This window comes from Cyanobium sp. Cruz-8D1 (assembly GCF_024345975.1).
Classification (GTDB): Bacteria; Cyanobacteriota; Cyanobacteriia; order PCC-6307; family Cyanobiaceae; genus Cyanobium.
Genome location: NZ_JAGQCD010000021.1, coordinates 24274 through 47573, shown reverse-complemented (window position 1 = coordinate 47573; position 23300 = coordinate 24274). Strand labels below are relative to the sequence as shown.

The 23300-nt window shown below is 64.1% G+C and carries 22 protein-coding genes and 1 riboswitch; of the genes, 14 read left to right on the top strand and 8 right to left on the bottom strand.

Annotated features, from left to right (window positions below; genetic code table 11):
- Positions 1 to 57: 57 nt before the first annotated feature.
- From KBZ33_RS13325 to KBZ33_RS13315, 3 genes are read right to left on the bottom strand one after another with little or no spacing between them, the layout of a single operon-like run.
- A complete protein-coding gene (locus tag KBZ33_RS13325; protein WP_254953661.1) occupies positions 58 to 426 on the bottom strand; it encodes a GtrA family protein in 369 nt (122 codons plus the stop codon).
- The gene (locus tag KBZ33_RS13320; RefSeq protein ID WP_254953663.1) at positions 423 to 1388 is read right to left on the bottom strand and encodes a glycosyltransferase family 2 protein; all 966 of its coding nucleotides are present in this window, start codon (positions 1386 to 1388) and stop codon (positions 423 to 425) included. The genes KBZ33_RS13325 and KBZ33_RS13320 overlap by 4 nt, the downstream gene beginning before the upstream one ends.
- 1 nt (position 1389) lies before the next feature.
- On the bottom strand, positions 1390 to 2637 hold the full coding sequence (locus KBZ33_RS13315; protein WP_255011795.1) for a hypothetical protein: 1248 nt from the start codon (positions 2635 to 2637) through the stop codon (positions 1390 to 1392).
- Positions 2638 to 2817: 180 nt separating this feature from the next.
- Between KBZ33_RS13315 and ruvB the strand changes: the two genes are divergently transcribed.
- From ruvB to KBZ33_RS13250, 12 genes are all read left to right on the top strand, one after another.
- Positions 2818 to 3870: a Holliday junction branch migration DNA helicase RuvB gene (ruvB, locus tag KBZ33_RS13310; protein ID WP_254953668.1), complete on the top strand. Its 1053-nt coding sequence runs from the start codon at positions 2818 to 2820 to the stop codon at positions 3868 to 3870.
- Positions 3867 to 4673 carry a tetratricopeptide repeat protein gene (locus tag KBZ33_RS13300; RefSeq protein WP_396108490.1) on the top strand — a complete coding sequence of 269 codons (807 nt, stop codon included), beginning with the start codon at positions 3867 to 3869 and terminating at the stop codon, positions 4671 to 4673. Before ruvB ends, KBZ33_RS13300 begins: the two co-directional genes overlap by 4 nt.
- Before the next feature lie 81 nt (positions 4674 to 4754).
- Complete coding sequence (locus KBZ33_RS13295; RefSeq protein WP_254953768.1) at positions 4755 to 5915, top strand: amidohydrolase; 1161 nt, start codon at positions 4755 to 4757, stop codon at positions 5913 to 5915.
- A complete protein-coding gene (locus tag KBZ33_RS13290) occupies positions 5912 to 6139 on the top strand; it encodes a DUF3188 domain-containing protein (protein ID WP_254953670.1) in 228 nt (75 codons plus the stop codon). The genes KBZ33_RS13295 and KBZ33_RS13290 overlap by 4 nt, the downstream gene beginning before the upstream one ends.
- 41 nt (positions 6140 to 6180) lie before the next feature.
- A complete protein-coding gene (locus tag KBZ33_RS13285) occupies positions 6181 to 6780 on the top strand; it encodes a HEAT repeat domain-containing protein (protein ID WP_254953673.1) in 600 nt (199 codons plus the stop codon).
- Between the two features lie 137 nt (positions 6781 to 6917).
- Positions 6918 to 7034, top strand: a riboswitch (TPP riboswitch).
- A 32-nt stretch (positions 7035 to 7066) separates the two neighbouring features.
- Positions 7067 to 8458: a phosphomethylpyrimidine synthase ThiC gene (gene thiC, locus KBZ33_RS13280; RefSeq protein ID WP_254953675.1), complete on the top strand. Its 1392-nt coding sequence runs from the start codon at positions 7067 to 7069 to the stop codon at positions 8456 to 8458.
- Positions 8459 to 8600: 142 nt separating this feature from the next.
- Entirely contained in the window at positions 8601 to 9374 is a 774-nt protein-coding gene (rfbF, locus tag KBZ33_RS13275; RefSeq protein ID WP_254953677.1) for a glucose-1-phosphate cytidylyltransferase, read from the top strand.
- Between the two features lie 2 nt (positions 9375 to 9376).
- Positions 9377 to 10510 carry a CDP-glucose 4,6-dehydratase gene (gene rfbG / locus KBZ33_RS13270; protein WP_254953679.1) on the top strand — a complete coding sequence of 378 codons (1134 nt, stop codon included), beginning with the start codon at positions 9377 to 9379 and terminating at the stop codon, positions 10508 to 10510.
- The gene (gene rfbH / locus KBZ33_RS13265; protein ID WP_254953681.1) at positions 10507 to 11997 is read left to right on the top strand and encodes a lipopolysaccharide biosynthesis protein RfbH; all 1491 of its coding nucleotides are present in this window, start codon (positions 10507 to 10509) and stop codon (positions 11995 to 11997) included. Before rfbG ends, rfbH begins: the two co-directional genes overlap by 4 nt.
- Positions 11997 to 12863 carry an NAD(P)-dependent oxidoreductase gene (locus tag KBZ33_RS13260; protein WP_254953683.1) on the top strand — a complete coding sequence of 289 codons (867 nt, stop codon included), beginning with the start codon at positions 11997 to 11999 and terminating at the stop codon, positions 12861 to 12863. The genes rfbH and KBZ33_RS13260 overlap by 1 nt, the downstream gene beginning before the upstream one ends.
- Before the next feature lie 5 nt (positions 12864 to 12868).
- On the top strand, positions 12869 to 13927 hold the full coding sequence (locus KBZ33_RS13255) for an SDR family NAD(P)-dependent oxidoreductase (RefSeq protein ID WP_254953685.1): 1059 nt from the start codon (positions 12869 to 12871) through the stop codon (positions 13925 to 13927).
- Between the two features lie 54 nt (positions 13928 to 13981).
- Positions 13982 to 15403, top strand: coding sequence for a hypothetical protein (locus KBZ33_RS13250; RefSeq protein ID WP_254953696.1), 1422 nt, complete (start codon positions 13982 to 13984; stop codon positions 15401 to 15403).
- On the opposite strand, the gene KBZ33_RS13245 is transcribed toward KBZ33_RS13250, so the two are convergent.
- The gene (locus KBZ33_RS13245; protein ID WP_254953704.1) at positions 15400 to 15741 is read right to left on the bottom strand and encodes a hypothetical protein; all 342 of its coding nucleotides are present in this window, start codon (positions 15739 to 15741) and stop codon (positions 15400 to 15402) included. The genes KBZ33_RS13250 and KBZ33_RS13245 overlap by 4 nt on opposite strands.
- A gap of 6 nt (positions 15742 to 15747) precedes the next feature.
- On the opposite strand from KBZ33_RS13245, the gene KBZ33_RS13240 reads away from it, so the two are divergent.
- On the top strand, positions 15748 to 16716 hold the full coding sequence (locus KBZ33_RS13240; protein ID WP_254953706.1) for a glycosyltransferase family 2 protein: 969 nt from the start codon (positions 15748 to 15750) through the stop codon (positions 16714 to 16716).
- A 215-nt stretch (positions 16717 to 16931) separates the two neighbouring features.
- Here KBZ33_RS13240 and KBZ33_RS13235 read toward each other — a convergent pair whose 3' ends face one another.
- The 4 genes from KBZ33_RS13235 to acpP form a co-directional block, all read right to left on the bottom strand.
- A complete protein-coding gene (locus tag KBZ33_RS13235; protein WP_254953708.1) occupies positions 16932 to 19100 on the bottom strand; it encodes a hypothetical protein in 2169 nt (722 codons plus the stop codon).
- A gap of 187 nt (positions 19101 to 19287) precedes the next feature.
- Positions 19288 to 21306, bottom strand: coding sequence for a transketolase (gene tkt, locus KBZ33_RS13230; RefSeq protein ID WP_254953710.1), 2019 nt, complete (start codon positions 21304 to 21306; stop codon positions 19288 to 19290).
- A 58-nt stretch (positions 21307 to 21364) separates the two neighbouring features.
- A complete protein-coding gene (gene fabF, locus KBZ33_RS13225; protein ID WP_254953714.1) occupies positions 21365 to 22612 on the bottom strand; it encodes a beta-ketoacyl-ACP synthase II in 1248 nt (415 codons plus the stop codon).
- 7 nt (positions 22613 to 22619) lie between these two features.
- Positions 22620 to 22862, bottom strand: a complete 243-nt coding sequence (gene acpP / locus KBZ33_RS13220) for an acyl carrier protein (RefSeq protein WP_254953716.1) — start codon at positions 22860 to 22862, stop codon at positions 22620 to 22622.
- A 149-nt stretch (positions 22863 to 23011) separates the two neighbouring features.
- Between acpP and psaC the strand changes: the two genes are divergently transcribed.
- Positions 23012 to 23257, top strand: a complete 246-nt coding sequence (gene psaC, locus KBZ33_RS13215) for a photosystem I iron-sulfur center protein PsaC (RefSeq protein ID WP_011377242.1) — start codon at positions 23012 to 23014, stop codon at positions 23255 to 23257.
- Positions 23258 to 23300 lie beyond the last annotated feature (43 nt).

Here is a 23300-nt window from a genome sequence, read left to right as displayed (position 1 = left end):
TAGAGGTCTTTCTCCTTTCATTATGGCATCATGCCGTGACCTTGTGGACTCGTCTGCTCACCGTCGAAACTGGGGTAGTCCTGATGTCACATAGAGCAGAAGATAGTTGATGGCAGCGGGTACAAGGGGAAGGAGTACTCGATACTTGTCACGCAGGAAGGCTCCAAGTGCGATTGCGACCAAAATGTTGACGAGGAAAAGAACACCCATGGCCAACAGGTTGAGCTTCTGCTTGCCCAGCCTGTCCTTAAACGTGAACGCCTGCTGGGCCTTGAACGAGAAAGCAAACGCAATCACAAAGCTGATCATATTGGTGACTCCGCCCCCCAAGGAAGTCAACGAGGAGAGAATGATCAGGGAACTGGAGTGGATTGCTGTAGCGACAATGCCCACTGTCCCAAAGCGCACAATGCGAAGCTGTTTCACTCCAATTCGGTAGTGCTTTCAATGATGTATTGGGGTCTTTGCTTCGTCTCAATATAGACGCGGCCTATGTACTCCCCAAGCACTCCTATGCCCACCAATTGCAGCCCTCCGAGAAAAGTCACAGCGGTGAAGAGTGATGCATATCCGGGAACATCTACGCCGAAGAACAGGGTGCGAACCATCGCAACCATCCCGAGAACAAAAGCGATCAAGGTGACAATGAGTCCAAGATAGCTCCAGATTCTGAGAGGGGACGTGGAAAAGCTGAAGATTCCATCCAAGGCATAATTCCACAGCTTCCAGCCCCCCCACTTGGTTGCCCCATCCTTTCTCGGTGGACGTTTGAAGTAGACATTGGCTTGCTTAAAGCCGACCCAGGCAAAGAAACCCTTGGAAAAGCGTATGCTTTCGTTGCAGGAAAGGATCGCGTCAATGGCGACACGATCTAGCAATCTGAAATCGGAGGAATTGAACTGAATTCTGAGGTGGCTGAACCGATCAAAGATTTTGTAGAATGCCTTTGCCGTCAGTCGCTTGAAGAGCAGGTCGTCCGAGCGATCCATGCGTACCGCGTTGACTATCTTGTAGTTGTTCAGCCAAAGGTTGATCATCTCTAGTATAAGATGAGGTGGATCTTGAAGATCCGCATCCAAAATGATGCAGGCTTCGCTCCGGCACTGCCTAAGCCCTGCCAGCAGAGCCGCTTCCTTGCCGAAGTTTCTGCTCAAGTTGATCAGGATCTTCCGATCGAAGCCGGCGAGAACCTCAAGTTCGTGGGTAGCAAGCGACTGGGTGTCATCGGTGCTGCCGTCATTCACGAGTATCAAGCCAAGGCTCAGTGGCTCGGAGAATGAATTTCCAATTTCCTCGGCAAGGCGCGCTATCTCCATCAACAGTGCAGGGATACTCTCCTGCTCGTTGAAACAGGGAATCAGGCAATCGATGGTGCGTGATGGACTCATGTCACTTGAAATGTGAATATTGCCACATGTCCCTCAGGAAGTAGCCTTCCCAGGCCAGTGTTCCTATGCCACACGTCCATAGGATCGGCTTGGCCCACTTGTTCGTGGTGCTCAGTTCATGGCAGCCGCCCACGACAATCACCACAATAGCTGGAAATAACTTTACCACATATCGTAGTCTGACGTAGATCACTAGCCAGGCGGGGATGAGGGTGCAGCCAATGGCCAACAGAAGGATGATCAGAAAGGGGCGAAGCGTTGAAAGTTTCTTGTTCTGAATCACAACCAGACCAAGTGGGAACAGCAACAGCTTTCCCGCATGAATGACGTTTGGCAAACTGCGCGCCGCTGAGACGGCGACGAAGTCGAAATACAGCTGAGGATACTTCGTGACAATATCCAGAAGGTTGTTTACGCCTGGGAAAATTGCCTCCTTGGCTATTTTCATGGTGTCGATCCCAGCAGCTGCAGGAATGCCTGTGAACTGGTGATAACCCAGGAATTCTGTATAGGCACTCATGAATGCCAGCAGACTCCTATTGCCGGCCAATGGATCCGAGCCTTGGATCAGGAATGCTGGCGCAAGAAAGAGAAGCAGCCAGCCGAAGGTGAATAGTGCAAGTCTTTCGGGATTCTGTCGGCCTTTTTGTTGCTCCCAGAACCCCCAGAGAACTGCGATCATGATCGCCGCCACGATCATGTCGACCTTGGTGAGCCCAAAAATTGCCAGCAACAGTGACGTAATAAGAACAGGCCATGCCTGTCTGAGTGCGACCAGGGAAAGGTTGAAGAAGGAGCCAGCGAACAAATCACTGGATGGCTGGATGAATTGAAACCCTGAGATGCAGATCAGCAAATAGGCTAGGATTCTGATTGGTGCCGCAGAGATCAAGCTGCGAATCATCCACCAACTGCTGCCCAGGTACATGACCATGGCCAGAATTCTGATGTGCCAGTTGAGGTTTGTCTTCGACGTGGGAATGATCAGCTTGTAGATCCCGGCGATCAGACTTGATGTGATGCCACCCGAGTTCTGCAGAGCAGGATAGTGAAAGGTCCAATTGCCTTTTGTGTAGCGGATTGCAAGGTCAACTGACTCGACGAAGTGCTGATCCATCGGATGACTAGGCACAACACCGCTGTCGCGCAGAATCAATGTGGCTGAGATGATCACGGAGGCCACCAGCAGTGCGGTTAGGATCACGGGGAATTGACGTTGCCCCCTTGCGATGGCCGTGCTGAGATTCATAGAGCTTTTAAAACCTGAGGCGATTACCTTACTGTGATCGTTGCGTTCAAGACACCATCTCGACTGATGCCATCGACCCTGTCCCAGAATTGAACCCTGATCGCTAAATGGACATGGACATGCCATCGGATGGTTTCGTGCCCCTCACCATCTGAGGCTGGGGGCCGGTACCCTCCACCCATGGCGATCATCTCTTCGGGAGGAACGACCTCACCCGGTCCTCCGGTCCAGCGGCTGGTGGATCCCACCGCCCGACCCGAGGAGGAGCCGGTGGTCCGGGAGGACGGACTCCGGCCCCGACGCCTGGACGACTACATCGGTCAGAGCGAGCTCAAGCAGGTGCTGGGCATCGCCGTGGAGGCCACCCGCCGCCGCCAGGAGGCCCTCGACCACGTGCTGCTCTACGGGCCCCCCGGCCTCGGCAAGACGACCATGGCCCTGGTGCTGGCCGAGGAGCTGGGGGTGCGCTGCCGGATCACCAGCGCCCCGGCCCTGGAGCGTCCGCGCGACATCGTTGGCCTGCTGGTGAATCTGCAGCCCCGTGAGGTGCTGTTCATCGATGAGATCCACCGGCTCAACAGGGTGGCCGAGGAGATCCTCTACCCGGCGATGGAGGACTTCCGCCTCGATCTCACCGTGGGCAAGGGCACCACCGCCCGCACCCGCAGCCTGGCGGTGGCCCCCTTCACCCTGGTGGGGGCCACCACCCGCGCCGGTTCGCTGAGCTCGCCGCTGCGGGATCGCTTCGGCCTGATCCAGCGGCTGGAGTTCTATGGACTCGACGACCTTGAGGCGATCGTGGTGCGGGCCGCCGGCCTGCTGCAGCTGCCCCTGCGGCCCTGCGCCGCCCAGGAGGTGGCCCGCCGCTGCCGTGGCACGCCCCGCATCGCCAACCGCTTGCTGCGACGGGTGCGGGACGTGGCGGCGGTGGGCGGGCACGGCCAGATCGATGCGGCGCTGGTGGAGGAGGCCCTCTCCCTGCACCGGGTGGATGGCCGCGGCCTGGATGCCAGCGACCGCCGCCTGCTGCAGCTGATGCTCGGGGCCTACGGGGGCGGCCCGGTGGGGCTCGACACCCTGGCGGCGGGCCTGGGGGAGGATCCCGCCACCTTGGAGGCCGTGGTGGAGCCCTATCTGCTGCAACTGGGGTTCCTGCAGCGCACCCCCCGGGGACGGATCGTCACGGCCGCCGGCCGCGCCCACCTCGATGGCCCTGCTGCGGTGGCGGCGTGAGACACCGAACGGGGGCGGTTCTGTCTGTGCTGGCCCTGCTGCTGGCCGGGCTGCTGACCTGGGCGCCGGCGGTGTGGGCCGCGGCGGGGGAGGGGACAGCCTCGTTGCCGGTGCTGTTCGACCGGGCCCTGGTCGCCAGCCGTGAGGGCCGTTTCGGCGACGCCCTGCCCCTGTGGGACCAGGTGCTGGAACTGGCGCCGCAGGACGCCTCGGCCTGGAGCAACCGGGGCAACGTGCAGCTGGCGCTGGGGGATCCGGTGGCGGCGATCGCCGACCAGGACCGGGCCATAGAGCTGGAGCCCGGCAGCGCCGACCCCCACCTCAACCGCGGCACCGCCGAGGAGGCCCTGGGCCTGTGGCCAGCGGCCGCCGCCGATTACCGCTGGATCCTGGAGCGGGATCCCCTGGAGGCCTCCGCCCTCTACAACCTGGGCAATGTGGAGGGCTCCCAGGACGACTGGCCGGCGGCCCGCCAGTGCTTCGAGGCGGCGGCCGCCGCCCGGCCGGGCTTCGCCATGGCCCGCTCCAGCGCCGCCCTGGCCGCCTTCCAGCTGGGGGACACCACGGCCGCGGAGAAGCAGCTGCGCGACCTGATTCGGCGCTACCCCCTGTTCGCCGATGCCCGGGCCGGACTCACGGCGCTGCTCTGGCAGCGGGGCGCCCGGGGGGAGGCGGAAAGCCACTGGGCCGCGGCCTCCGGCCTCGATCCCCGCTACCGGCAGGAAGAATGGCTGCAGCAGATACGGCGCTGGCCGCCCGTTCCCGTGCAGGCTCTGGCCCAGTTCCTGGCCCTCGCCCCCTGAACCGGTTTCGCACCTCCGCCCATGACCCCGTTGTCCTTTTCCCCCATGGCCCCGGCTGATGCCACCTGGGAGGCGCTGGGGATGGACGCGACCCTGCAGGCGGCGTTGCCGGAGCTGATCCAGCTGCGGCGCCACATCCACCGCCACCCCGAGCTGAGCGGCCACGAGCAGCAGACCGCCGCCCTCGTGGCCGGGGAGCTGCGGCGCTGGGGCTGGGAGGTGCGCGAAGGGGTGGGTCGCACCGGCGTTGTGGCCGAACTGGGTCCGCTGGGGGCTCCCCTGGTGGCCCTGCGGGCCGATATGGACGCGCTGCCGATCGAGGAACGCACCCAGCTCGCCTATGCCTCCAGCCGCCAGGGCCTGATGCACGCCTGCGGCCACGACATCCATACCACCGTGGGCCTGGGGGTGGCCCGGCTGCTGTCCAGCGTGGCCGACCGACTCACGGCCCGGGTGCGGCTGCTGTTCCAGCCGGCGGAGGAGACGGCGGAGGGGGCCGCCTGGATGTGCGCCGACGGTGCCATGGACGGCGTCCAGGCCCTGTTCGGGGTGCATGTGTTCCCCAGCCTGGAGGTGGGCACCGTGGGGGTGCGCAGCGGCAGTCTCACGGCCGCGGCGGGCGAACTGGAGGTGGAGGTGCTGGGGGAAGGGGGGCACGGCGCCCGACCGCACCAGAGCACCGACGCGATCTGGATCGCCGCCCGGGTGGTGAGCGGGCTGCAGGAGGCGATCAGCCGCCGGCTCGATCCCCTCCATCCGGTGGTGGTCAGCTTCGGGCTGATCGAAGGCGGCAAGGCCTTCAACGTCATCGCCGACCATGTGCGGCTGCTCGGCACGGTGCGCTGCCTGGATCTGGAGGTGCATGCCCAGCTGCCGGGCTGGATTGAGGACACCGTCCATGCCCTCTGCCGCGGCCACGGCGGCGAGGCCCGGGTGCACTACCGCTGCATCTCGCCGCCGGTGCACAACGATCCGGAGCTCACCCAGCTGGTGGCGGATGCGGCCGTGGCCCTGCTGGGCCGCTCCCGGGTGCAGTGGCTGGAGCAGCCGTCTCTGGGGGCCGAGGACTTCGCCGAACTGCTGGAGGGCACCCGCGGCACGATGTTCCGCCTGGGGGTGGCCGGACCCGCTGGCTGCTCGCCCCTGCACAGCAACAGCTTCGATCCGGACGAGGGCTGCCTGGAGGTGGGCATCAAGGTGCTGGCCCTCAGCCTGCTGCGCTGGATGGAGCGGCCGGTTTGAACGGCCGTCGCCCCCCCCGGTTCCGGGCCGCCCTGCTGGCGCTCTCCGCGCCGCTGCTGATCCTGCTGGCCCTGCTGGTGCTGCTCACCCGCCAGGGGGCCGATCGGCTGCCGGCCCTGCCGGCCCTGGTGATCGGCTGCGGACTTTTAACCACCAGCGTGCTGCGCCGCCGCCGCCGCCGGGCCGAACTGCTGCGGGCGCTGCGCCAGGGGCCGCAGGCCTGAAGCGTGCTGCGCCAAGGTGAAGGATCCCCGCCGTGATCCCCGTGAGTGAAGCCACCCCCGATCTCGAAGCCGCGCGGCAAGCGATCGCCTCCGGTGACCCCAGCCGGGCGATGCCCGCCCTGGCGGGACTGCGGGCGGTGGAGGCCGAGGCGGCCATTCCTTTGCTGTTGCTGGGGCTGGAGCAGACCACCTTCGTGATTCGTTCCCTGGCCTGTGCTGGTCTGGGGGTGAAGCGCAATGAGGTGGGCTGGCAGGCCCTGGAGACGGCGGTGCGGCAGGACGAGGATGCCAATGTGCGCGCCGAGGCCGCCAATGCCCTGGCCAGCTACGGCGTGGTGCGGGCCTGGCCCCTGTTGCGGGACGCCTTTGTGGCCGACGACCAGTGGCTGGTGCGCTGCAGCATCCTCTCGGCGCTGGCTGAGCAGGAGGCGATGCCGGCGGGGTGGCTGCTGGAGCTGGCGCAACTGGCCATCGTCGATGGCGACGGCACGGTGCGGGCCGGTGGGGCCGAGATCCTGGGCCGCCTGGTGCGCGAGGGGGAAGAGCCGCAGGCGACCCAGGCCCGCGAGGCCCTGGCGGGCTTGCAGAGCGATGGCGACCACCGGGTGACGGCCGTGGCACTGGACGGTCTGCAGGCCTGACGGCTCGTCTTCCCTGGGGAGGTGGTGGCGCGCTGGTTCCCGATTGTGTACAGCCTGTACAGAATCGGGAATCATTGCTGCGCAGCCCTGCCCCCGTTCAGCCTTGGCCCCACCCCCTTCCAGCCTTGCTAGGTTTCGGGCGTCACTAGGGGTGCCCGGCGCAGGATCCACCGATCGCTTCGCCCAGGGCTGAGATCACACCCTCCGAACCTGATCCGGGTCATGCCGGCGCAGGGAAGTGCGGAAGCTCTCAGGCTGCGCCCAACAGTCCTTCGTCATTCCTGTCATGCGCAGCGCCTGGATCCAGAAGCGTCGTGGTCAAGCCAACGTCACCCAGCTGCATTACGCCCGCCAGGGGCTGATCACCGAGGAGATGGCCTTCGTGGCCAGCAGGGAAAATCTGCCCGAGTCGCTGGTGATGGAGGAGGTGGCCCGGGGCCGCATGATCATCCCGGCCAACATCGAGCACCCTGGCCTGGAGCCGATGGCGATCGGCATTGCGTCCCGATGCAAGGTGAACGCCAACATCGGCGCCTCCCCCAACGCCTCCGATCTCAACGAGGAGGTGGAGAAGCTGAAGCTGGCGGTGAAGTACGGCGCCGACACGGTGATGGACCTCTCCACCGGCGGGGTGAACCTCGATGAGGTGCGCACGGCGATCATCAACGCCTCCACGGTGCCGATCGGCACGGTGCCCGTGTACCAGGCGCTGGAGAGCGTGCACGGCTCGATCGAGAAGCTTGGCGAAGACGACTTTCTGCACATCATTGAGAAGCACTGCCAGCAGGGGGTCGACTACCAGACGATCCATGCCGGCCTGCTGATCGAGCACCTGCCGCTGGTGAAGGGCCGCCTCACCGGGATCGTGAGCCGCGGCGGCGGCATCCTGGCCCAGTGGATGCTCTACCACCACCGCCAGAACCCGCTGTTCACCCGCTTCGACGACATCTGCGAGATCTTCAAGCGCTACGACTGCAGCTTCTCCCTGGGGGATTCGCTGCGGCCCGGCTGCCAGCACGATGCCTCCGATGCGGCCCAGCTGGCCGAACTGAAGACGCTGGGTGAACTCACCCGCCGCGCCTGGAAGCACGACGTGCAGGTGATGGTGGAGGGTCCGGGCCACGTGCCGATGGATCAGATCGAGTTCAACGTCAAGAAGCAGATGGAGGAGTGCAGCGAGGCGCCCTTCTATGTGCTCGGTCCGCTGGTCACCGATATCGCCCCCGGCTACGACCACATCACCAGCGCCATCGGCGCCGCCCTGGCCGGCTGGCATGGCACGGCCATGCTCTGCTACGTGACGCCGAAGGAGCACCTGGGCCTGCCCAACGCCGAAGATGTGCGCGAGGGCCTGATCGCCTACAAGATCGCTGCCCACGCCGCCGACATCGCCCGCCACCGCCCCGGCGCCCGCGACCGCGACGACGAGCTGAGCCGGGCCCGCTATGCCTTCGACTGGAACAAGCAGTTCGATCTGAGCCTGGATCCGGAGCGGGCCCGCGAGTACCACGACGAAACCCTGCCGGCCGACATCTACAAGCAGGCCGAGTTCTGCTCGATGTGCGGCCCCAAGCACTGCCCGATGCAGACCAAGATCACCGACGAGGACCTGGCGGGCTTGGAGGAGGTGCTCAAGGCGCAAGCAACGCTCAAGCCCGTAGGGATCGTGGGCAGCTGAGCCGTCAGGCATTCGAGCTGGAACTTGTCTCCAAGGTGTGATCTGGTCGTTTGATCCGGCTTGCTAAGTTGCCCCAGCGCCTTGGCCTGCAGCCATGTAGGACATCGCAGGGCAGCACCCCACCCCCCCACTTTCCTTCCTGATGAAAGCCGTCATCCTGGCCGGTGGACTGGGTACCCGATTAGCGGAAGAAACCCACCTGCGGCCCAAGCCGATGGTGGAGATCGGCGGCAAGCCGATCCTGTGGCACATCCTCAAGATCTACAGCCACCACGGCATCAACGATTTCATCATCTGTTGTGGCTACAAGGGCTATGTGATCAAGGAATACTTCGCCAACTATTTCCTGCATACCAGTGATGTCACCTTCCATATGGATCTCAACCATATGGAAGTGCACCGCCAGAAGGCCGAACCCTGGAAGGTCACCCTGGTCGACACCGGCGACGCCACCCTCACCGGTGGTCGTCTGGCCCGGGTGCGCAGCTACCTCCCCGACGACGAGTCCTTCTGCTTCACCTACGGCGACGGCGTCGCCGATGTGGACATCACGGCCCTGATCGCCCACCACCAGCGCGAGGGCCTGCAGGCCACCCTCACCGCCGTTCAGCCCCCCGGCCGCTACGGCGCCCTGCACCTGGATGGCGATGGGGTCACCGATTTCGAGGAGAAGCCCGACGGCGACAATGCCTGGATCAACGGCGGTTTCTTCGTGCTCGAGCCCCCGGTGATCGACCTGATCGACGGCGACCAGTGCGTCTGGGAGCAGGCGCCGCTCAAGGCCCTGGCCACCAGCGGCCAACTGAACTCCTTCAAGCACCGCGGCTTCTGGCAGCCGATGGACACCCTGCGCGACCGCCAGCGGCTGGAGGATCTCTGGCAGCAGGGCCGCGCCCCCTGGAAGGTCTGGGGTTGACCATGACCAGCACCTCCCCTGGGCGGGCCTGGCAGCAGCCCGATCCCACCTTCTGGCAGGGCAAGCGGGTGCTGCTCACCGGCCACACCGGCTTCAAGGGCAGCTGGCTGGCCCTCTGGCTGTGCGAGCTGGGGGCCCATGTGTCTGGTTTCGCCCTGGCGCCGGACACCGAACCCTCCCTGTTTGACCAGCTGGGCCTGGCCGGCCGCCTCGATCACCACGTGGGTCATCTGCGCGATCTGGCCGCCCTTTCTGCGCTGGTGGCCGCCACCCAGCCGGAAGTGGTGCTGCACCTGGCGGCCCAGCCCCTGGTGCGCCGCAGCTACGCCGAGCCGGTGCTCACCTGGCAGACCAACGTGCTGGGCACCATCCACCTGATCGAGGCCCTGCGGCCCCTGGCCCATCCCTGCGCTGCGGTGCTGATCACCACCGACAAGGTGTACCGCAACAACGAATGGCTCTACGGCTATCGGGAGAACGATCCCCTCGGCGGCCACGACCCCTACAGCAGCAGCAAGGCCGCCGCCGAGCTGGCGATCAGCTCCTGGCGCGCCAGCTACTGCGGCACCCTGCCCCACCAGTCGCCCCAGCTGCGCCTGGCCAGCGCCCGGGCCGGCAACGTCATCGGCGGTGGCGACTGGGCCGCCGACCGCATCATTCCCGACACCGTCCGCTCCCTGCGCGCCGGGGAGCCGATCACCCTGCGCAACCCCGCCGCCACCCGTCCCTGGCAGCACGTGCTCGAACCCCTCGGCGGCTACCTGGCCCTGGCCGAGGCTCTCGCCGAGCCGGCCGGTGGCGCGGCCATGGCCGAGGCCTTCAACTTCGGGCCCCAGCTGGAGGCCAACCGGCCCGTGCAGGAGCTGGTGGAGCAGGCCCTGCACCACTGGCCCGGCCGCTGGATCGATGCCTCCGATCCCAGCGCCCCCCATGAGGCCGGCCTGTTGAACCTGGTGGTCGACAAGGCCCACCACCGCCTCGGCTGGTCGCCCCGCTGGGATTTCGCCACCACCACCGCTCGCACGCTTCAGTGGTACCGCCGCGTGATCGAGGCGGGCGACGACCCCCTGGCCTGCTGCCTCGACGACCTCACCGCCTATCTCGCTTCTCTCCCGCCGGGCCGATCCACCCCATGACCGCCGACCTCGACCAGCTCAAGCAGGAGATTCTCCGGCTCACCCGTGATTACGCCCGCCGGGCCCACGCCGGCTTCCGTCCCGGCGACGACCCGGAGCGCACCCCGCACGCCGACGGCCAGGCCATCCCCTACGCCGGCCGTGTCTTCACCGAAGACGAAGTCGAGGCGGCCGTGGGCACCACCCTCGACTTCTGGCTCACCCTCGGCAGCGAAGGGGCGGCGATGGAGAGCGAGCTGGCGGCCTTCCTGGGGGTGCGCCACAGCCTGCTGGTGAATTCCGGCTCCTCAGCGAATCTGGTGGCCATCTCGGCCCTCACCTCCCACCGCCTGCCCGCCGAGCGGCGTCTGCGCCCCGGCGATGAGGTGATCACTGTGGCGGCGGGCTTCCCCACCACCGTGGCGCCGATCCTGCAGGTGGGTGCGGTGCCGGTGTTCATCGACGCCGATCCGGTCACCGGTAACGTCCGCTGCGACCAGCTCGAAGCCGCCTTCACCCCCGGCCTCACCAAGGCCGTGATGATGGCCCACGCCCTGGGCAACCCCTTCGACCTGGCGGCCGTGCTGCGCTTCTGCCGCGCCCACGACCTCTATCTGGTGGAGGACAACTGCGACGCCTTGGGGTGCTCCTATTCCATGCCCCGGGAGCTGGCCGAATCCCTCGGCTTCAGCGACAACAGCCCCGGCCTTGATGAGGGCCCCGAACGCGTCATCCGCTGGACCGGCACCTGGGGCGACCTCAGCACCCAGAGCTTCTACCCACCCCACCACCTCACCATGGGCGAGGGCGGCGCCGTCAACATCGTGAGTGACCAGAAGCTCAAGGTGGTGGCCGAGAGCTTCCGCGACTGGGGCCGCGACTGCTGGTGCCCCTCCGGCAAGGACGACACCTGCGGCAAGCGCTTCGACTGGCAACTGGGCGAACTGCCCGCCGGCTACGACCACAAGTACATCTACAGCCACCTCGGCTTCAACCTCAAACCGCTCGATCCCCAGGCTGCCATCGGCCGGGTGCAGCTGCGCCGCCTGCCGGAGTTCATCGAGGCCCGCAAGCGCAACTGGCAGACCCTGCGCGAGGGCTTGGTGGCCACCGAGCACGTGCTCGAGTTCTCCCTGCCCACCCACGCCACCGGCTGGGATCCGCAGGCCGGCTTCTCCTGGGACGCCAGTGGCTGCCGCACCGACTGCTCCTGGTTCGGCTTCAAGATCGCCGTCAAGCCCGACGCCCCCTTCCGCCGCACCGACCTGGCCCGGGAGCTCGATGCCCACCGCATCGGCAACCGCATGCTGTTCGGCGGCAACCTGGTGCGCCAGCCGGCCTTCGTGCAGCTGCGCGCCGATCGCCCCGACGCCCTGCGGGTGGTGGGCGATCTGGCCGGTGCCGACGCGATCATGGTCGACACCCTCTTCCTCGGCACCTACCCGGGCCTCACGGCGCCGATGCTGGCCAAGGAAATCGATGTGATCCGGGCCTTCTGCCAGGCCTGATGCGGCTGTTCCTCACCGGCGGCACCGGCTTCATCGGCTCCCACGTGCTGGCGGCGGCCCTGGCGGCGGGGCACCGGGTGCTGGCCCTGCGGCGCAGCCCGGCGTCCACCCCGGTGATTCTGATGCCGCGCCAGCCCCAGTGGTGCGAGGGCGATCTCGCCAGCCTGGAGGCCGCCCAGCTGGCGGGGGTCGATGCGGTGCTGCACCTGGCTTCGGCGGGGGTGAGCCCCAAGCAGGTGCCCTGGGCCGAGCTGGTGCAGGCCAATGTCGCCGGTAGCCTGCGGCTACTGGAGCTGGCGGCGGAGGCGGGGGTGCGCCGCTGCGTCGTCACCGGCACCAGCCACGAGTACGGCAACGCCGCTCGCCATTTTGCGGCCATTCCCCCCGATGCCCCCCTGGAGCCCCTGAGCGCCTACGGGGCCAGCAAGGCGGCGGCTTTCCAGCTGCTGCGCACCTTCGCCATCGAGCGGCGCCTGGAGCTCTTCTACGGCCGGATCTTCACCGCCTACGGCGAGGGCCAGTTCGCGGGCAACTTCTGGCCCTCCCTGCGGCGCGCCGCCCTGGCCGGGGAGGATTTCCCCATGACCTCCGGCCGCCAGGTCAGCGACTTCATCCCAGTCGCCGCCGTGGCGGCCCATCTTCTCGAGGCCTGCAGCCGGCCCGATGTGGACCCGGGCCGCCCCCTGGTGACCAACATCGGCTCGGGCGTCGCCACCAGCCTGCTGGCCTTCGCCGAGGCGGAATGGGACCGCCTGGCGGCGACCGGTAGATTGCACCCCGGTGTGCTTCCCGACCGCCCCGATCAGATCGAGCGATACGTTCCGGACCTGGCTGGTTTGAGGCTTCCCGCGTCCCCTCTGCCCTGATTCCGATGAAGGTCCTGATCACCGGTGGTTGCGGCTTTCTGGGCTCCAACCTGGCCGCCTCCTACCTGCAGGACGGCGCCGAGGTGATCGTGGTCGATGCCCTGTTCCGGAGTGGTTCGGCCGCCAACCTGGCCTGGCTGGAGCAGCAGGCCGCCCCCGGGCGCTTCCATTTCATCCAGGCCGACCTGGCCGGCGCCGAGGCCGTCATGGCGGTGTTCCGCCGCCACGCCCCCTTCGATTACATCGCCCATGTGGGCGGCCAGGTGGCGATGACCACCTCCCTGACCGATCCCGCCCGCGACCTGCAGACCAACGTGCTCGGCACCTTCGCTGTGCTGGAGGCCGCCCGGGCCCTCTCCCCTGAGGCGCTGATCGCCTACAGCAGCACCAACAAGGTCTACGGCGACCTGGAGGGGCTGCGCTACGAGGAGACCCCCACCCGCTACCAACTACCGGATCATCCCGAGGGGCTTGACGAGTCGCTGGGCCTGGATTTCTCCACCCCCTACGGCTGCTCCAAGGGGGCCGCCGATCAGTACGTGCGCGACTGGGCCCGGGTGTACGGCCTCAAAACGGTGGTGTTCCGCCATTCCTCGATCTTCGGCGGCCGCCAGTTCGCCTCCTTCGACCAGGGCTGGGTGGGCTGGTTCTGCCAGAAGGCGATCGAGCAGAAGCGTGCCCATCAGGCGGGCGCGGCCCCCGAGCCCTTCACCATCGCCGGCACCGGCAAGCAGGTGCGCGATGTTCTCCACGCCGACGACCTGATCCGTCTCTACCGGGCCGCCTACGACCACCGCCAGCCGATGAACGGCGAGATCTTCAACATCGGCGGCGGCGCCGCCAACTCCCTCAGCCTGCTGGAGCTGTTCGCCCTGCTCGCGGAGCTGCTCGCCATCCCGCCACTGGTGTACACGCCCACCCCCCGCCGCGCCAGCGACCAGGACTGTTTCATTGCGGATATCGGCAAGGCCCAGCGGCTGCTCGGCTGGTCGCCGGCCATCTCCTGCCGCGAGGGCGTCGGCCGCATGCTCGCCTGGACCGAAACCAACCTGAAGCCAACCTGAAATCAGCCTGAAACGGACCTGATGGCAGACTGAGCGGAGCCATTGCGCACACCCATGGCGAACGTACTCCACAAGATCCAGCAGTTCCGGCAGTCAGCGCAGCAGCGGTTGCCTCCCCGGCTGCACGGCTTTCTCGTGTCCGCCGCCCTGATCGGCCTCTGCGCCCTTGGCTACCACCTGCGGCGCCCTTCCGTTTCGCTGCAACCCGGGCTGTATGCCGAGGACGGCTCAATCTTCCTGCAGCAGGCCATCGACCAGGGCACCGGTTCGCTGCTGCAGCTGTATGCCGGATACAGCCATCTGCTGCAGCGCCTCACGGCGCTCTCGGCCGTGAACCTGCTCTCGCCGCTGGCCTATCCCGGCTTCTTTCTGCTGGTGGCCTGGGTGTCCTGGCTGTTGCCCCTGGTCAGCGTCGAGGCCCTGATTGGCGCCAACGTCTTCAGCCGGGCGATGCGCGTGGCCTACATCCCCTACGTCTACTACCCCTACGCCGGCGAGACCTATCTGAATCTCCCCAACGCCTACATCTTTTTTCCGCTCGGCTTCATCCTGATCGCCTATGGCGTGGTGGCGCAGCAAGGGAGTGGTCGCCCGGAGGTCTTCAGACCTCCGCTTCTCCAGGTCCTGCTGCTGCTCTACGGGCTGGTGGCAGCGTTGACCGGCCCCTTCATGGCCATCTATACGATTCCGCTGCTGATCTTCCATGGCCTGCGTCGCCGGCGGCTGCCGATCAGGCCCCTGTGGCTGAGCCTGCCGGTGCTGCTGTCGTCCCTGCAGATCTACTTTTCCCAGCTGCAGACCAACTACCCCCTCTCGACGGCCCAGGCGCTCGCCAAGCTGTTGAGGCGGCCCGCCCTGCTGCTCGACTGGTTCACGGTTCACCTGATCAGCCCGCTGCTGGGGGGCTACAAGCCCTGGTGGGTCCTGCGGGGCCTGCCTGATCCCCTGCAGTTGCTAGCCGTTCTTGTGGTGCTTGCCCTGGTGCTGCTGGGCTTGCGCGTGCTGACAGCGCGCATGGGACAGCCGGCCCTGCTGTATCTGGCCATCTTCTCCACCCTGGTGCTCTCCTTCTCCAGCCTGTTGGTGGCCACCCGTCGCGGGGTGGAGCTCGAGCTGATGGTCGTCGAGGATGCGGGCGGGCGCTTCTTCTATTGGAACACCGTCCTGTTTCTATCCGTGTTGCTGATGGCCTTCGTTTGTCTGGTCCGGGACCAGCGAACGCGTAACAGTGCAACAGCTCGTGCCCTGGCCGTCTGGCTGATGCTGACCGTCGTTTTCTATCACAACAATGTCATCAACAGGCCTGTCTCTGAAATGAGTGCCACGGGCCAGATCAGGACCCTCGTCTACGAGGATCAGATTAGGGAGCAATGCAGCCGTCCACAATCGCTGCCAATTCAGATCTTTGGAGGTCCAGCGTGGAACTTCCAGTTGGGCCAGCCCCAGATCGATCGACTCTGCCCCGGCCGAACCTAACGCCCGAACATGCCCACAGCAACGATGGCGTAACCAAGGCTGATCGCCACCAAGCTGGCCGGTGGCAGTGCGGCCGAATCCTTGATCGCGAAGAGCACATAGAGCAGCGGATACTGCAGGCTCAGCATCAACACCGCCAGTTTGCGATCGGCGGCGGGCAGCACAAGGGCCGTGATTCCGAAGGACGCGCCATAGCAAAGCAGCGAGGCCACCAGATAGAGAAATGTTGTCCGGATGCCTTCGGACGGGGGGCGGATCCGCAAGATGAATTGGCCCAGGCATGCCGCTAGAACGGCAGCCAAAAGATACAGTGCCTGCAACAGGCCTTTCGTCAGCATGGTTTCATGACGACATCGACTCATCATATCGCCATTTGCATCCCATGCTACAACGAGTCTTCCAACGTAGAAGCCCTTTATGTGCGGCTCTCCAGGGTACTTGAACAGTTTCCGGACGATGCCTTTTCGATCGTGTTCGCGGATAATTGCTCCACAGACCACACCGTCGCTCTGATCGAGGGATTGGCGGCAAGGGATTCGCGGGTTGGCCTGATTCGCAATGTCTCGAACTTCGGTTTCGTGCGCTCCTCAGCCAACGCCCTGCTGGTGCCCGATGCCGATGCCAATGTCTTTCTGATGGCGGATCTGCAGGATCCCCCCGAGTTGGTGGCCGATCTGATCACGGCCTGGAAGCAGGGCGACAACCAGGTGATCTTTGCCGTTCGGCGTTCGAGCCATGAAAGCCCGATCCTGTTTCTCTGCAAGAAGATCTACTACGCCACGCTGTCGTGGCTTTCCGACTATCCGATGGTGCGTGACACCACCGGTTTCGGTATCTATGATCGCTCGGTGATTCTTGCCCTGCGGCAGTCGATCGATTCCTATCCCTTCATCAAGGGTCTGGTCTGCGCCATCGGCTTCAAGTGGTCCACGATTCCCTACGTGAGTGCCGATCGCAAGGGGGGCAGCAGTTCGGCCTCCCTGTCGTTCCTGGTCGATTTCGGTGTGCTCGGCATCGTTACCTCCTCCCGTAAGCCGATGCGGCTGATCACTACCGCGGGCCTGTCCTTGGGGGCGCTGTCGATCCTGCTGTCGATGGTGGTGATGCTCAGCAAGCTGATCTTCTGGGACAGCTTCCAGTTCGGGGTGGCCATGCTGTCGGTCTCGGCTCTGTTCTTCGCCGGTGCGATGATGTTCGCCCTTGGCATCCTGGGCGAGTATATCGGCTTCATCAACCAGCGCACCCTGCGCCTGCCCCTGGTGGTGGAGAGCAGCCGCATGAATATTCCAACTATGCACGCGGTCGACGATTGAGCCAGGCCACCAGCAGATGATCCCTGTGCGGATGATCGTGCATGGGAGGAGTTGTTTGCCACAGGAGTAATACCCTGAGCTGATTCAACAAACGAAGTTTGGACAAAAGGCTCGTAGCATTAAAATCGTTCCGATCGGCCGCTCCAATTATTACCTGTAATCTTCTTTCCGGAGCTTTCAGAAATGGCAGCCGCCCTACCTCAAGTCTCTCGGTATCACCAGGGGTGCTCCCAGAGTGCCAATGAACGATAGGACACTGGATCTTTCGCCGTGTTTATGACGGTGTAAATGGCAATGTCAGGGCTTTTGCTTGCTGAGGATTGGCTTGTACGGTCTTCGACCGTGAGAATAGCTTGCCGGCTATTCAAGATCTCCCTTGAATCCTTAATAGCTATTGCCATTATCGCATTGTCGACTATCCTAGACTTGTCCAGCGCATTCGAGCATGCTTTTTGCGTGCCCAATCTATCTTTTACGCAGAACGTCACCTGTCCGTCGCTGGATCGCCCATAGGTACCAATTCGGATGTGGATTCCATCTGTTGTTGTCAGGCGGCGTGCTGGAATCTTGAATCGGATACGCTGATTCTTTGGCACTCCAACATACATCGTTTGGTCTGCCATAGTGCCGCTCGAATGCCATAATGGAACCATGTAGGATGCCTTCTTTGGCCATGTATCGAGCAGCTCTCTTGCTAGCTGCCTATGCATTTTATGAATGTAGGTTGAGGCGCCAAGCTTTAGGTACTCTTCGTTTTGAAGCTTGATTAGGCAGTTTCCATAGACTTCAGATTGATGCCCTGAAAGTTTGTCGAAGTTTGCTGAGCTGGCATAGGAGATAATCGAGGGCCTTTCGGTATCCTCTCGATTGCAGACCCTATAGTCCGCCAAGCTGGGATCTTTTTCGATATCAGTATGATACCAAAGGTACCAAGTGCTTGGATATGGGGAAGCGCGATCAAGAGCTGCATAGAAATCGGGATTGAAAGGCCAAGAGTAAATCTTTGCATGTATCCCCCTTTCTGATTCAATTGCGGAAATCAACTCTACCAGGAACCTGTTGGTATCATTTTTCTCTCCATCTATCATTCTTTCGAGGACTGGATGCATGGAGTAGCCTATTGGCTTATTGGTTTGAGTCTTGTACCTAAAAAGTCCGAACAGAAAAAGGGGTAAAATGCAGGCAATGCCAATAGCCCGGTTTTTAAGGTTAGATCCAGGTGATTCAATTGAGGCTAATATTGTGTTTCTTCTGACTTCTAAAAGGCGCAGACATCCGACTAGGACAAGCGCAGAGGCGGGAACTGTGTATGGGAGCGAGTGGAACTCGGCTAGGTTGAATGGTCCAGAGCGGTAAGCGAGGGAAAGGATGGACGAGGATGTAAAAAAGCTAATGCAAACTCGTTGGAACTGACTGTTCGAAAAGCCCGACCGCTGCTGAGGGTATGGACTTTCTGTCTCAGGAGCCTTGGTTGTATGCTGATTGATTAAAAGGGGAAGTGTTACAACTCCAAGAACTAGCAGAGCGGGGAGAAGCTGTGAATGAATGTCAAAATCCCTGGGAACAAATGGCAATGGAGGGTTGAACTTCGCAAAAACTACTTTGTTGAAGTAAAGATGCCCTAGGTAAAGCCCGATAGGTGTGATCGCACCAAGGCTAGCCAGGATGAGTAGCGTGAATACCGGTGAGAATGAGGCTGCAATGGCCATGAAACGTATGATCTCTGTTTGTATGGAATGCCGTGCGGAATTTCTTGATTGGATCGCTTTGCTGAGGCTGTCTCTGCGCCCTGCCAGCCCTAGTAGGCAGGCCAAGCTGGTGAGAAGTATGAACGGCAAAAACGTTGCCGAAAGGCTTAGAAGTAGAGAGCTTAGGCCGGCAAACTCCCAGAGCTGGGATCTTGATGGTTTCTCGTTGTTGTTTAGGATCGGCACGATCACGCGCAGTAAGACAAGGCAGGCAATCAAACCGCCCATCCCGTGATAGAGGCCCATGCGCAAAACCCCTTTGGACCAGAATATTCCTAACAGCACGCACCATAAAGCCTGGGCTCTTGAGGAGCTAAGAGATGAGGAGAACAGCCTTTTTGATCGAATCACGACCGCTGTGGCTATCGCCAAAAGGATTGGTACAAGCCTTAGGGCGATCAGAGAGCCTACGGAACCACCAGCCCAGTAGCCAAAGGACCCTATGAGAAATGGGAATGGGCCGTGATTCAGTAACACGTCCCTGTACGGCATCATCCCGTTGGCAGCGAATATGCCAACAGCGATCTTTTCGTCTTCATCAACAAAGGAGCCCAATGGTGCCAAGGCTATGGCGATAGTGATGAAACCTGCGAAAGCCAACTTTGCAAGTAAATCGTCCAAGGACGTCTTGTTCATGTGCTCGGCTCGCAAATGTTGTCGGGACGCCTACGGTTTTTAGGGTTTCACCGGCCCCATTGCCTATGTCCGCTGTTCGGTTGCCGCATGGGTTTGATGCAGCCACTGAACATCTTGTGCCCATCTACCAAAAAAAAGACCCCCTTGAATACTGGAGGTCTTGTGTCTGTTGAACGTCTCGGCTAGCTCAGCCCAGCGCTTTCGCGGTGGCCACCACGTTGTCGACGGTGAAGCCGAACTTCTCGAGGCAGATGCCGCCTGGGGCTGAGGCACCGAAGCTGTCGATCGACACGGTGGCGCCATCGAAGCCGGCGTACTTGTGCCAGCCGAAGGAACTGGAGGCTTCCACCACCACCCGCTTGCGCACGGCCGCGGGCAGCACCGACTCGCGGTAGGCGGCGTCCTGCTCCTCGAACAGCTCGACGCAGGGCATCGACACCACCCGCACGGCTTTGCCTTCGGCGCTCAGCTGGGCGGCGGCCTTGACGCAGAGGTCGAGTTCGGTGCCGCTGCCGATCAGGATCAGATCGGGGGTGCCGCTGCAGTCCTCGAGCACGTAGCCGCCCATGGCCACCTTGTCGGCGGCGGAGTTGGCCTGGTTGACCATGGCCTGGCGGCTGAGGGCCAGCACCGTGGGGCGCTTGCGGTTGGTGACGGCCACCTTGTAGGCCCCCACGGTCTCATTGCCGTCGCCGGGGCGCATCACCAGCAGGTTGGGGATGGCGCGCAGGTTGGCCAGGGTTTCCACGGGCTGGTGGGTGGGGCCGTCTTCGCCCAGGCCGATCGAGTCGTGGGTGAGCACGTAGATCACGCCCAGCTGGGAGAGGGCCGACAGCCGCATGGCGCCGATCATGTAGCCGGCGAAGACCAGGAAGGTGCCGCCGTAAGGAATCAGGCCGCTGTTGTGGTAAGCGATGCCGTTGAGGATCGCCGCCATGGCGTGCTCCCGCACACCGAAGTGCAGGTAGCGGTTGGCCTCATGGCCCTTCTGGAAGCTGGCCTCGCCCTTGATGTCGGTGAGGTTGGAGTGGGTGAGGTCGGCGGAGCCGCCGATCAGCTCGGGCAGGCTGGGGCCGAAGGCGTTGAGGGCGTTGTAGGAGTGCTGGCGGGTGGCCAGGCCCTTGTCGGCGGGGGTGAAGACGGGCAGCGAGGCATCCCAGCCCTCGGGCAGCTCACCGCGCAGCAGCCGTTCGAACTCGGTGGCTTCGGCGGGGTACCGGCTGCGGTAGGCGGCCAGGCTTTCGTTCCAGGAGGCTTCATCGGCGGCCCCGCGCTGGATGGCGGCGCGCCAGTGCTCGTAGGCGGGCTCGGGCACTTCGAAGGCCCCGTAGCTCCACTCCAGCTGCTGGCGGGTGAGCTCGGCCTCCTCGGCTCCGAGGGCGGCGCCGTGCACGCCGGCGGTGTTGGCCTTGTTGGGGGAGCCGTAGCCGATGGTGGTGGTGACCTTGATCAGGCTGGGACGATCGCTGACCGCCTTGGCCGCTTCGATCGCCTTGGTGATGGCGGCCACGTCGGTGTTGCCGTCCTCGACGTGCTGCACATGCCAGCCGTAGGCCTCGTAGCGCTTCATCACGTCCTCGGTGAAGGACACGCCGGTGTTGCCGTCGATGGTGATGTGGTTGTCGTCGTAGAGGGCGATCAGCTTGCCCAGGCCCAGGTGGCCGGCCAGGGAGGCGGCCTCGCTGGAGACGCCCTCCTGGTTGCAGCCGTCACCCATCAGCACATAGGTGTAGTGGTCGACGATCGTGGCGTCGGGCCTGTTGAACTTCGCCGCCAGGTGGGCTTCGGCGATCGCCAGGCCCACGGCGTTGGAAATGCCCTGGCCCAGGGGGCCGGTGGTGACCTCCACGCCGGGGGTCTCGAAGGTTTCCGGGTGGCCGGGGGTGCGGGAGCCCCACTGGCGGAACTGCTTGAGGTCCTCCAGGGTGACGCTGTCGTAGCCGGTGAGGTGCAGCAGCGCGTAGAGCAGCATGCAGCCGTGGCCGGCCGAGAGCACGAAGCGGTCGCGGTTGAACCACTGCGGATTCTTCGGGTTGTGGCGCAGCACCTTGTCCCACAGGGAGAAGGCCATCGGAGCGCAGCCCATCGGCAGGCCGGGGTGGCCCGAGTTGGACTTGTTGATCGCATCGACCGCCAGGAAGCGGATGCTGTTGATGCAGAGCGTCTCTACGTGGCTATCGACCTGGGTGGTGGGGGCGGCGACCATGGCTTGACGGGGGAGTGCAGGGAGAAGGGAGGTGGTCCTGGGCGGGCGCACCGGGTGATCAGGTCATCCGGCGGAAGGCGAGGCAGACGTTGTGGCCGCCGAATCCGAAGGAGTTGGAAAGCACGACGTTGACGTTGTGTTCCCGGGCCTGGTTGGGCACCACATCCAGATCGCAGGCGGGATCGGGCGTGCTGTAGTTGATCGTAGGCGGTACCTGGTTGTGGGCCACCGCCAGCACGGCGGCGATCGCCTCGATGCCGCCGCTGCCGCCCAGCAGGTGGCCGGTCATCGATTTGGTGGAACTGACCGGGATGGTCATGGCGTGGGCCCCGAGGGCTGCCTTGATGGCGGCGGTCTCGTTGCTGTCGTTGGCCTGGGTGCTGGTGCCGTGGGCATTGACGTAATCGACGGCCTCCGGCTCCAACCTGGCATCGGCCAGGGCCAGCCGGATGGCCTCCGCCGCCCCCACACCGCCCGGGGAGGGAAGTGTGTAGTGGTACGCGTCACAGGTCATGCCGTAGCCGATGATCTCGCCGAGCACCCGGGCGCCCCTGGCCATGGCGTGCTCCAGGCTTTCCAGCACCAGCACGCCCGCCCCCTCACCGATCACGAAGCCGTTGCGCTCGGCGTCGAAGGGACGGCTGGCCGTGGCGGGGTCATCGTTGCGGAACGAGAGGGCCCGGGCGCTGGCGAAGCCGGCCACCCCGAGGGGGGTGATCGCAGATTCGGCACCGCCGCAGACCATGGCGTCCGCCAGGCCCATCTGGATCAACCGGAAGGCGTCACCGATGGCGTTGGAGCCGGCGGCGCAGGCGGTGGCCACAGCGCTGCTGGGGCCCTTGGCGCCGATGGCGATGGCCGCCAGTCCCGTGGCCATGTTGGGGATCATCATCGGCACACAGAACGGGCTGACCCGGTCGGGACCGCGGTCGGCCAGCACATGGGCCTGGGTTTCCATCATCAGCAGCCCGCCCACGCCGGAGCCGATCGCCACCCCAACGCGCTGGGCATTGCTGTCGTCGATGCTCAGGCCGGCATCGGCCACGGCCTGTTTGGCCGCGACCACCCCGAACTGACAGAAGCGGTCCCAGCGCTTTGCTTCCTTCGGTTCGAGCCAGCCGGCCGTATCGAAGTCCTTGACTTCGGCGGCGAAGCGGCAGGCATGGCGGGAGGCATCAAAGAGGGTGATCGGCGCCACCCCATTGCGGCCGCTGATCAGCCCTTCCCAGTAATCCGCGACGTTGTTGCCGATCGGTGTGACCGCGCCCAGGCCGGTGACGACGACGCGGCGGAGACCCTCCACCATGGACGCCTCAGGCCTGCTTCTCTTGGATGTATTTGACGGCGTCGCCCACCGTGAGGATTCCTTCAGCCGACTCGTCGGGGATCTCGATGTCGAAGGCTTCCTCCAGGGCCATCACCAGCTCGACGGTGTCGAGGGAATCAGCACCCAGGTCGTTCTGGAAGTTGGATTCCGGCTTGACCTCGTCCGCCTCCACGCTGAGTTGTTCGGCAACGATCGACCGGACTTTCTCGAAGATCGCTTCCTGGGACATGGCTGCTGTGAGGGAGGCAGCATCCTACGGGTCGCCCTGGTCGGCCCCTTTCGCCGTATGAACAAGGGTGACGGCCGACGCCGGGTCCGGCCCTGCGCCGGAACGGTGTGGGTACTTTGGGCACCTCGCCGTTCGTTCCCGGCCCTGGCATGTCCCACGCCGTCAAGATCTACGACACCTGCATCGGCTGCACCCAGTGCGTCCGTGCCTGCCCCCTCGACGTTCTCGAGATGGTGCCCTGGGATGGCTGCAAGGCCGCCCAGATCGCTTCCTCTCCTCGCACCGAAGACTGCGTCGGCTGCAAGCGCTGCGAAACCGCTTGTCCTACCGACTTCCTGAGCATCCGCGTCTACCTGGGCGACGAGACCAGCCGCTCCATGGGCCTGGCCTACTGACGCCGGCGGCGCCGCTGCCCTCCCATAAGCTCTTGCCCGGCGC

Excerpts from the sequence above, each read along its gene's own strand:
- KBZ33_RS13295 (WP_254953768.1), top strand. The coding sequence starts at position 4,755 with ATGGACGCGACCCTGCAGGCGGCGTTGCCGGAGCTGATCCAGCTGCGG.
- fabF (WP_254953714.1), bottom strand. The coding sequence starts at position 22,612 with ATGGTGGAGGGTCTCCGCCGCGTCGTCGTCACCGGCCTGGGCGCGGTC.
- rfbG (WP_254953679.1), top strand. The coding sequence starts at position 9,377 with ATGACCAGCACCTCCCCTGGGCGGGCCTGGCAGCAGCCCGATCCCACC.
- rfbH (WP_254953681.1), top strand. The coding sequence starts at position 10,507 with ATGACCGCCGACCTCGACCAGCTCAAGCAGGAGATTCTCCGGCTCACC.
- acpP (WP_254953716.1), bottom strand. The coding sequence starts at position 22,862 with ATGTCCCAGGAAGCGATCTTCGAGAAAGTCCGGTCGATCGTTGCCGAA.
- ruvB (WP_254953668.1), top strand. The coding sequence starts at position 2,818 with ATGGCGATCATCTCTTCGGGAGGAACGACCTCACCCGGTCCTCCGGTC.
- thiC (WP_254953675.1), top strand. The coding sequence starts at position 7,067 with ATGCGCAGCGCCTGGATCCAGAAGCGTCGTGGTCAAGCCAACGTCACC.
- psaC (WP_011377242.1), top strand. The coding sequence starts at position 23,012 with ATGTCCCACGCCGTCAAGATCTACGACACCTGCATCGGCTGCACCCAG.
- KBZ33_RS13250 (WP_254953696.1), top strand. The coding sequence starts at position 13,982 with ATGGCGAACGTACTCCACAAGATCCAGCAGTTCCGGCAGTCAGCGCAG.
- KBZ33_RS13255 (WP_254953685.1), top strand. The coding sequence starts at position 12,869 with ATGAAGGTCCTGATCACCGGTGGTTGCGGCTTTCTGGGCTCCAACCTG.
- rfbF (WP_254953677.1), top strand. The coding sequence starts at position 8,601 with ATGAAAGCCGTCATCCTGGCCGGTGGACTGGGTACCCGATTAGCGGAA.
- KBZ33_RS13240 (WP_254953706.1), top strand. The coding sequence starts at position 15,748 with ATGACGACATCGACTCATCATATCGCCATTTGCATCCCATGCTACAAC.
- KBZ33_RS13320 (WP_254953663.1), bottom strand. The coding sequence starts at position 1,388 with ATGAGTCCATCACGCACCATCGATTGCCTGATTCCCTGTTTCAACGAG.
- KBZ33_RS13260 (WP_254953683.1), top strand. The coding sequence starts at position 11,997 with ATGCGGCTGTTCCTCACCGGCGGCACCGGCTTCATCGGCTCCCACGTG.
- KBZ33_RS13245 (WP_254953704.1), bottom strand. The coding sequence starts at position 15,741 with ATGCTGACGAAAGGCCTGTTGCAGGCACTGTATCTTTTGGCTGCCGTT.
- KBZ33_RS13315 (WP_255011795.1), bottom strand. The coding sequence starts at position 2,637 with ATGAATCTCAGCACGGCCATCGCAAGGGGGCAACGTCAATTCCCCGTG.
- tkt (WP_254953710.1), bottom strand. The coding sequence starts at position 21,306 with ATGGTCGCCGCCCCCACCACCCAGGTCGATAGCCACGTAGAGACGCTC.
- KBZ33_RS13235 (WP_254953708.1), bottom strand. The coding sequence starts at position 19,100 with ATGAACAAGACGTCCTTGGACGATTTACTTGCAAAGTTGGCTTTCGCA.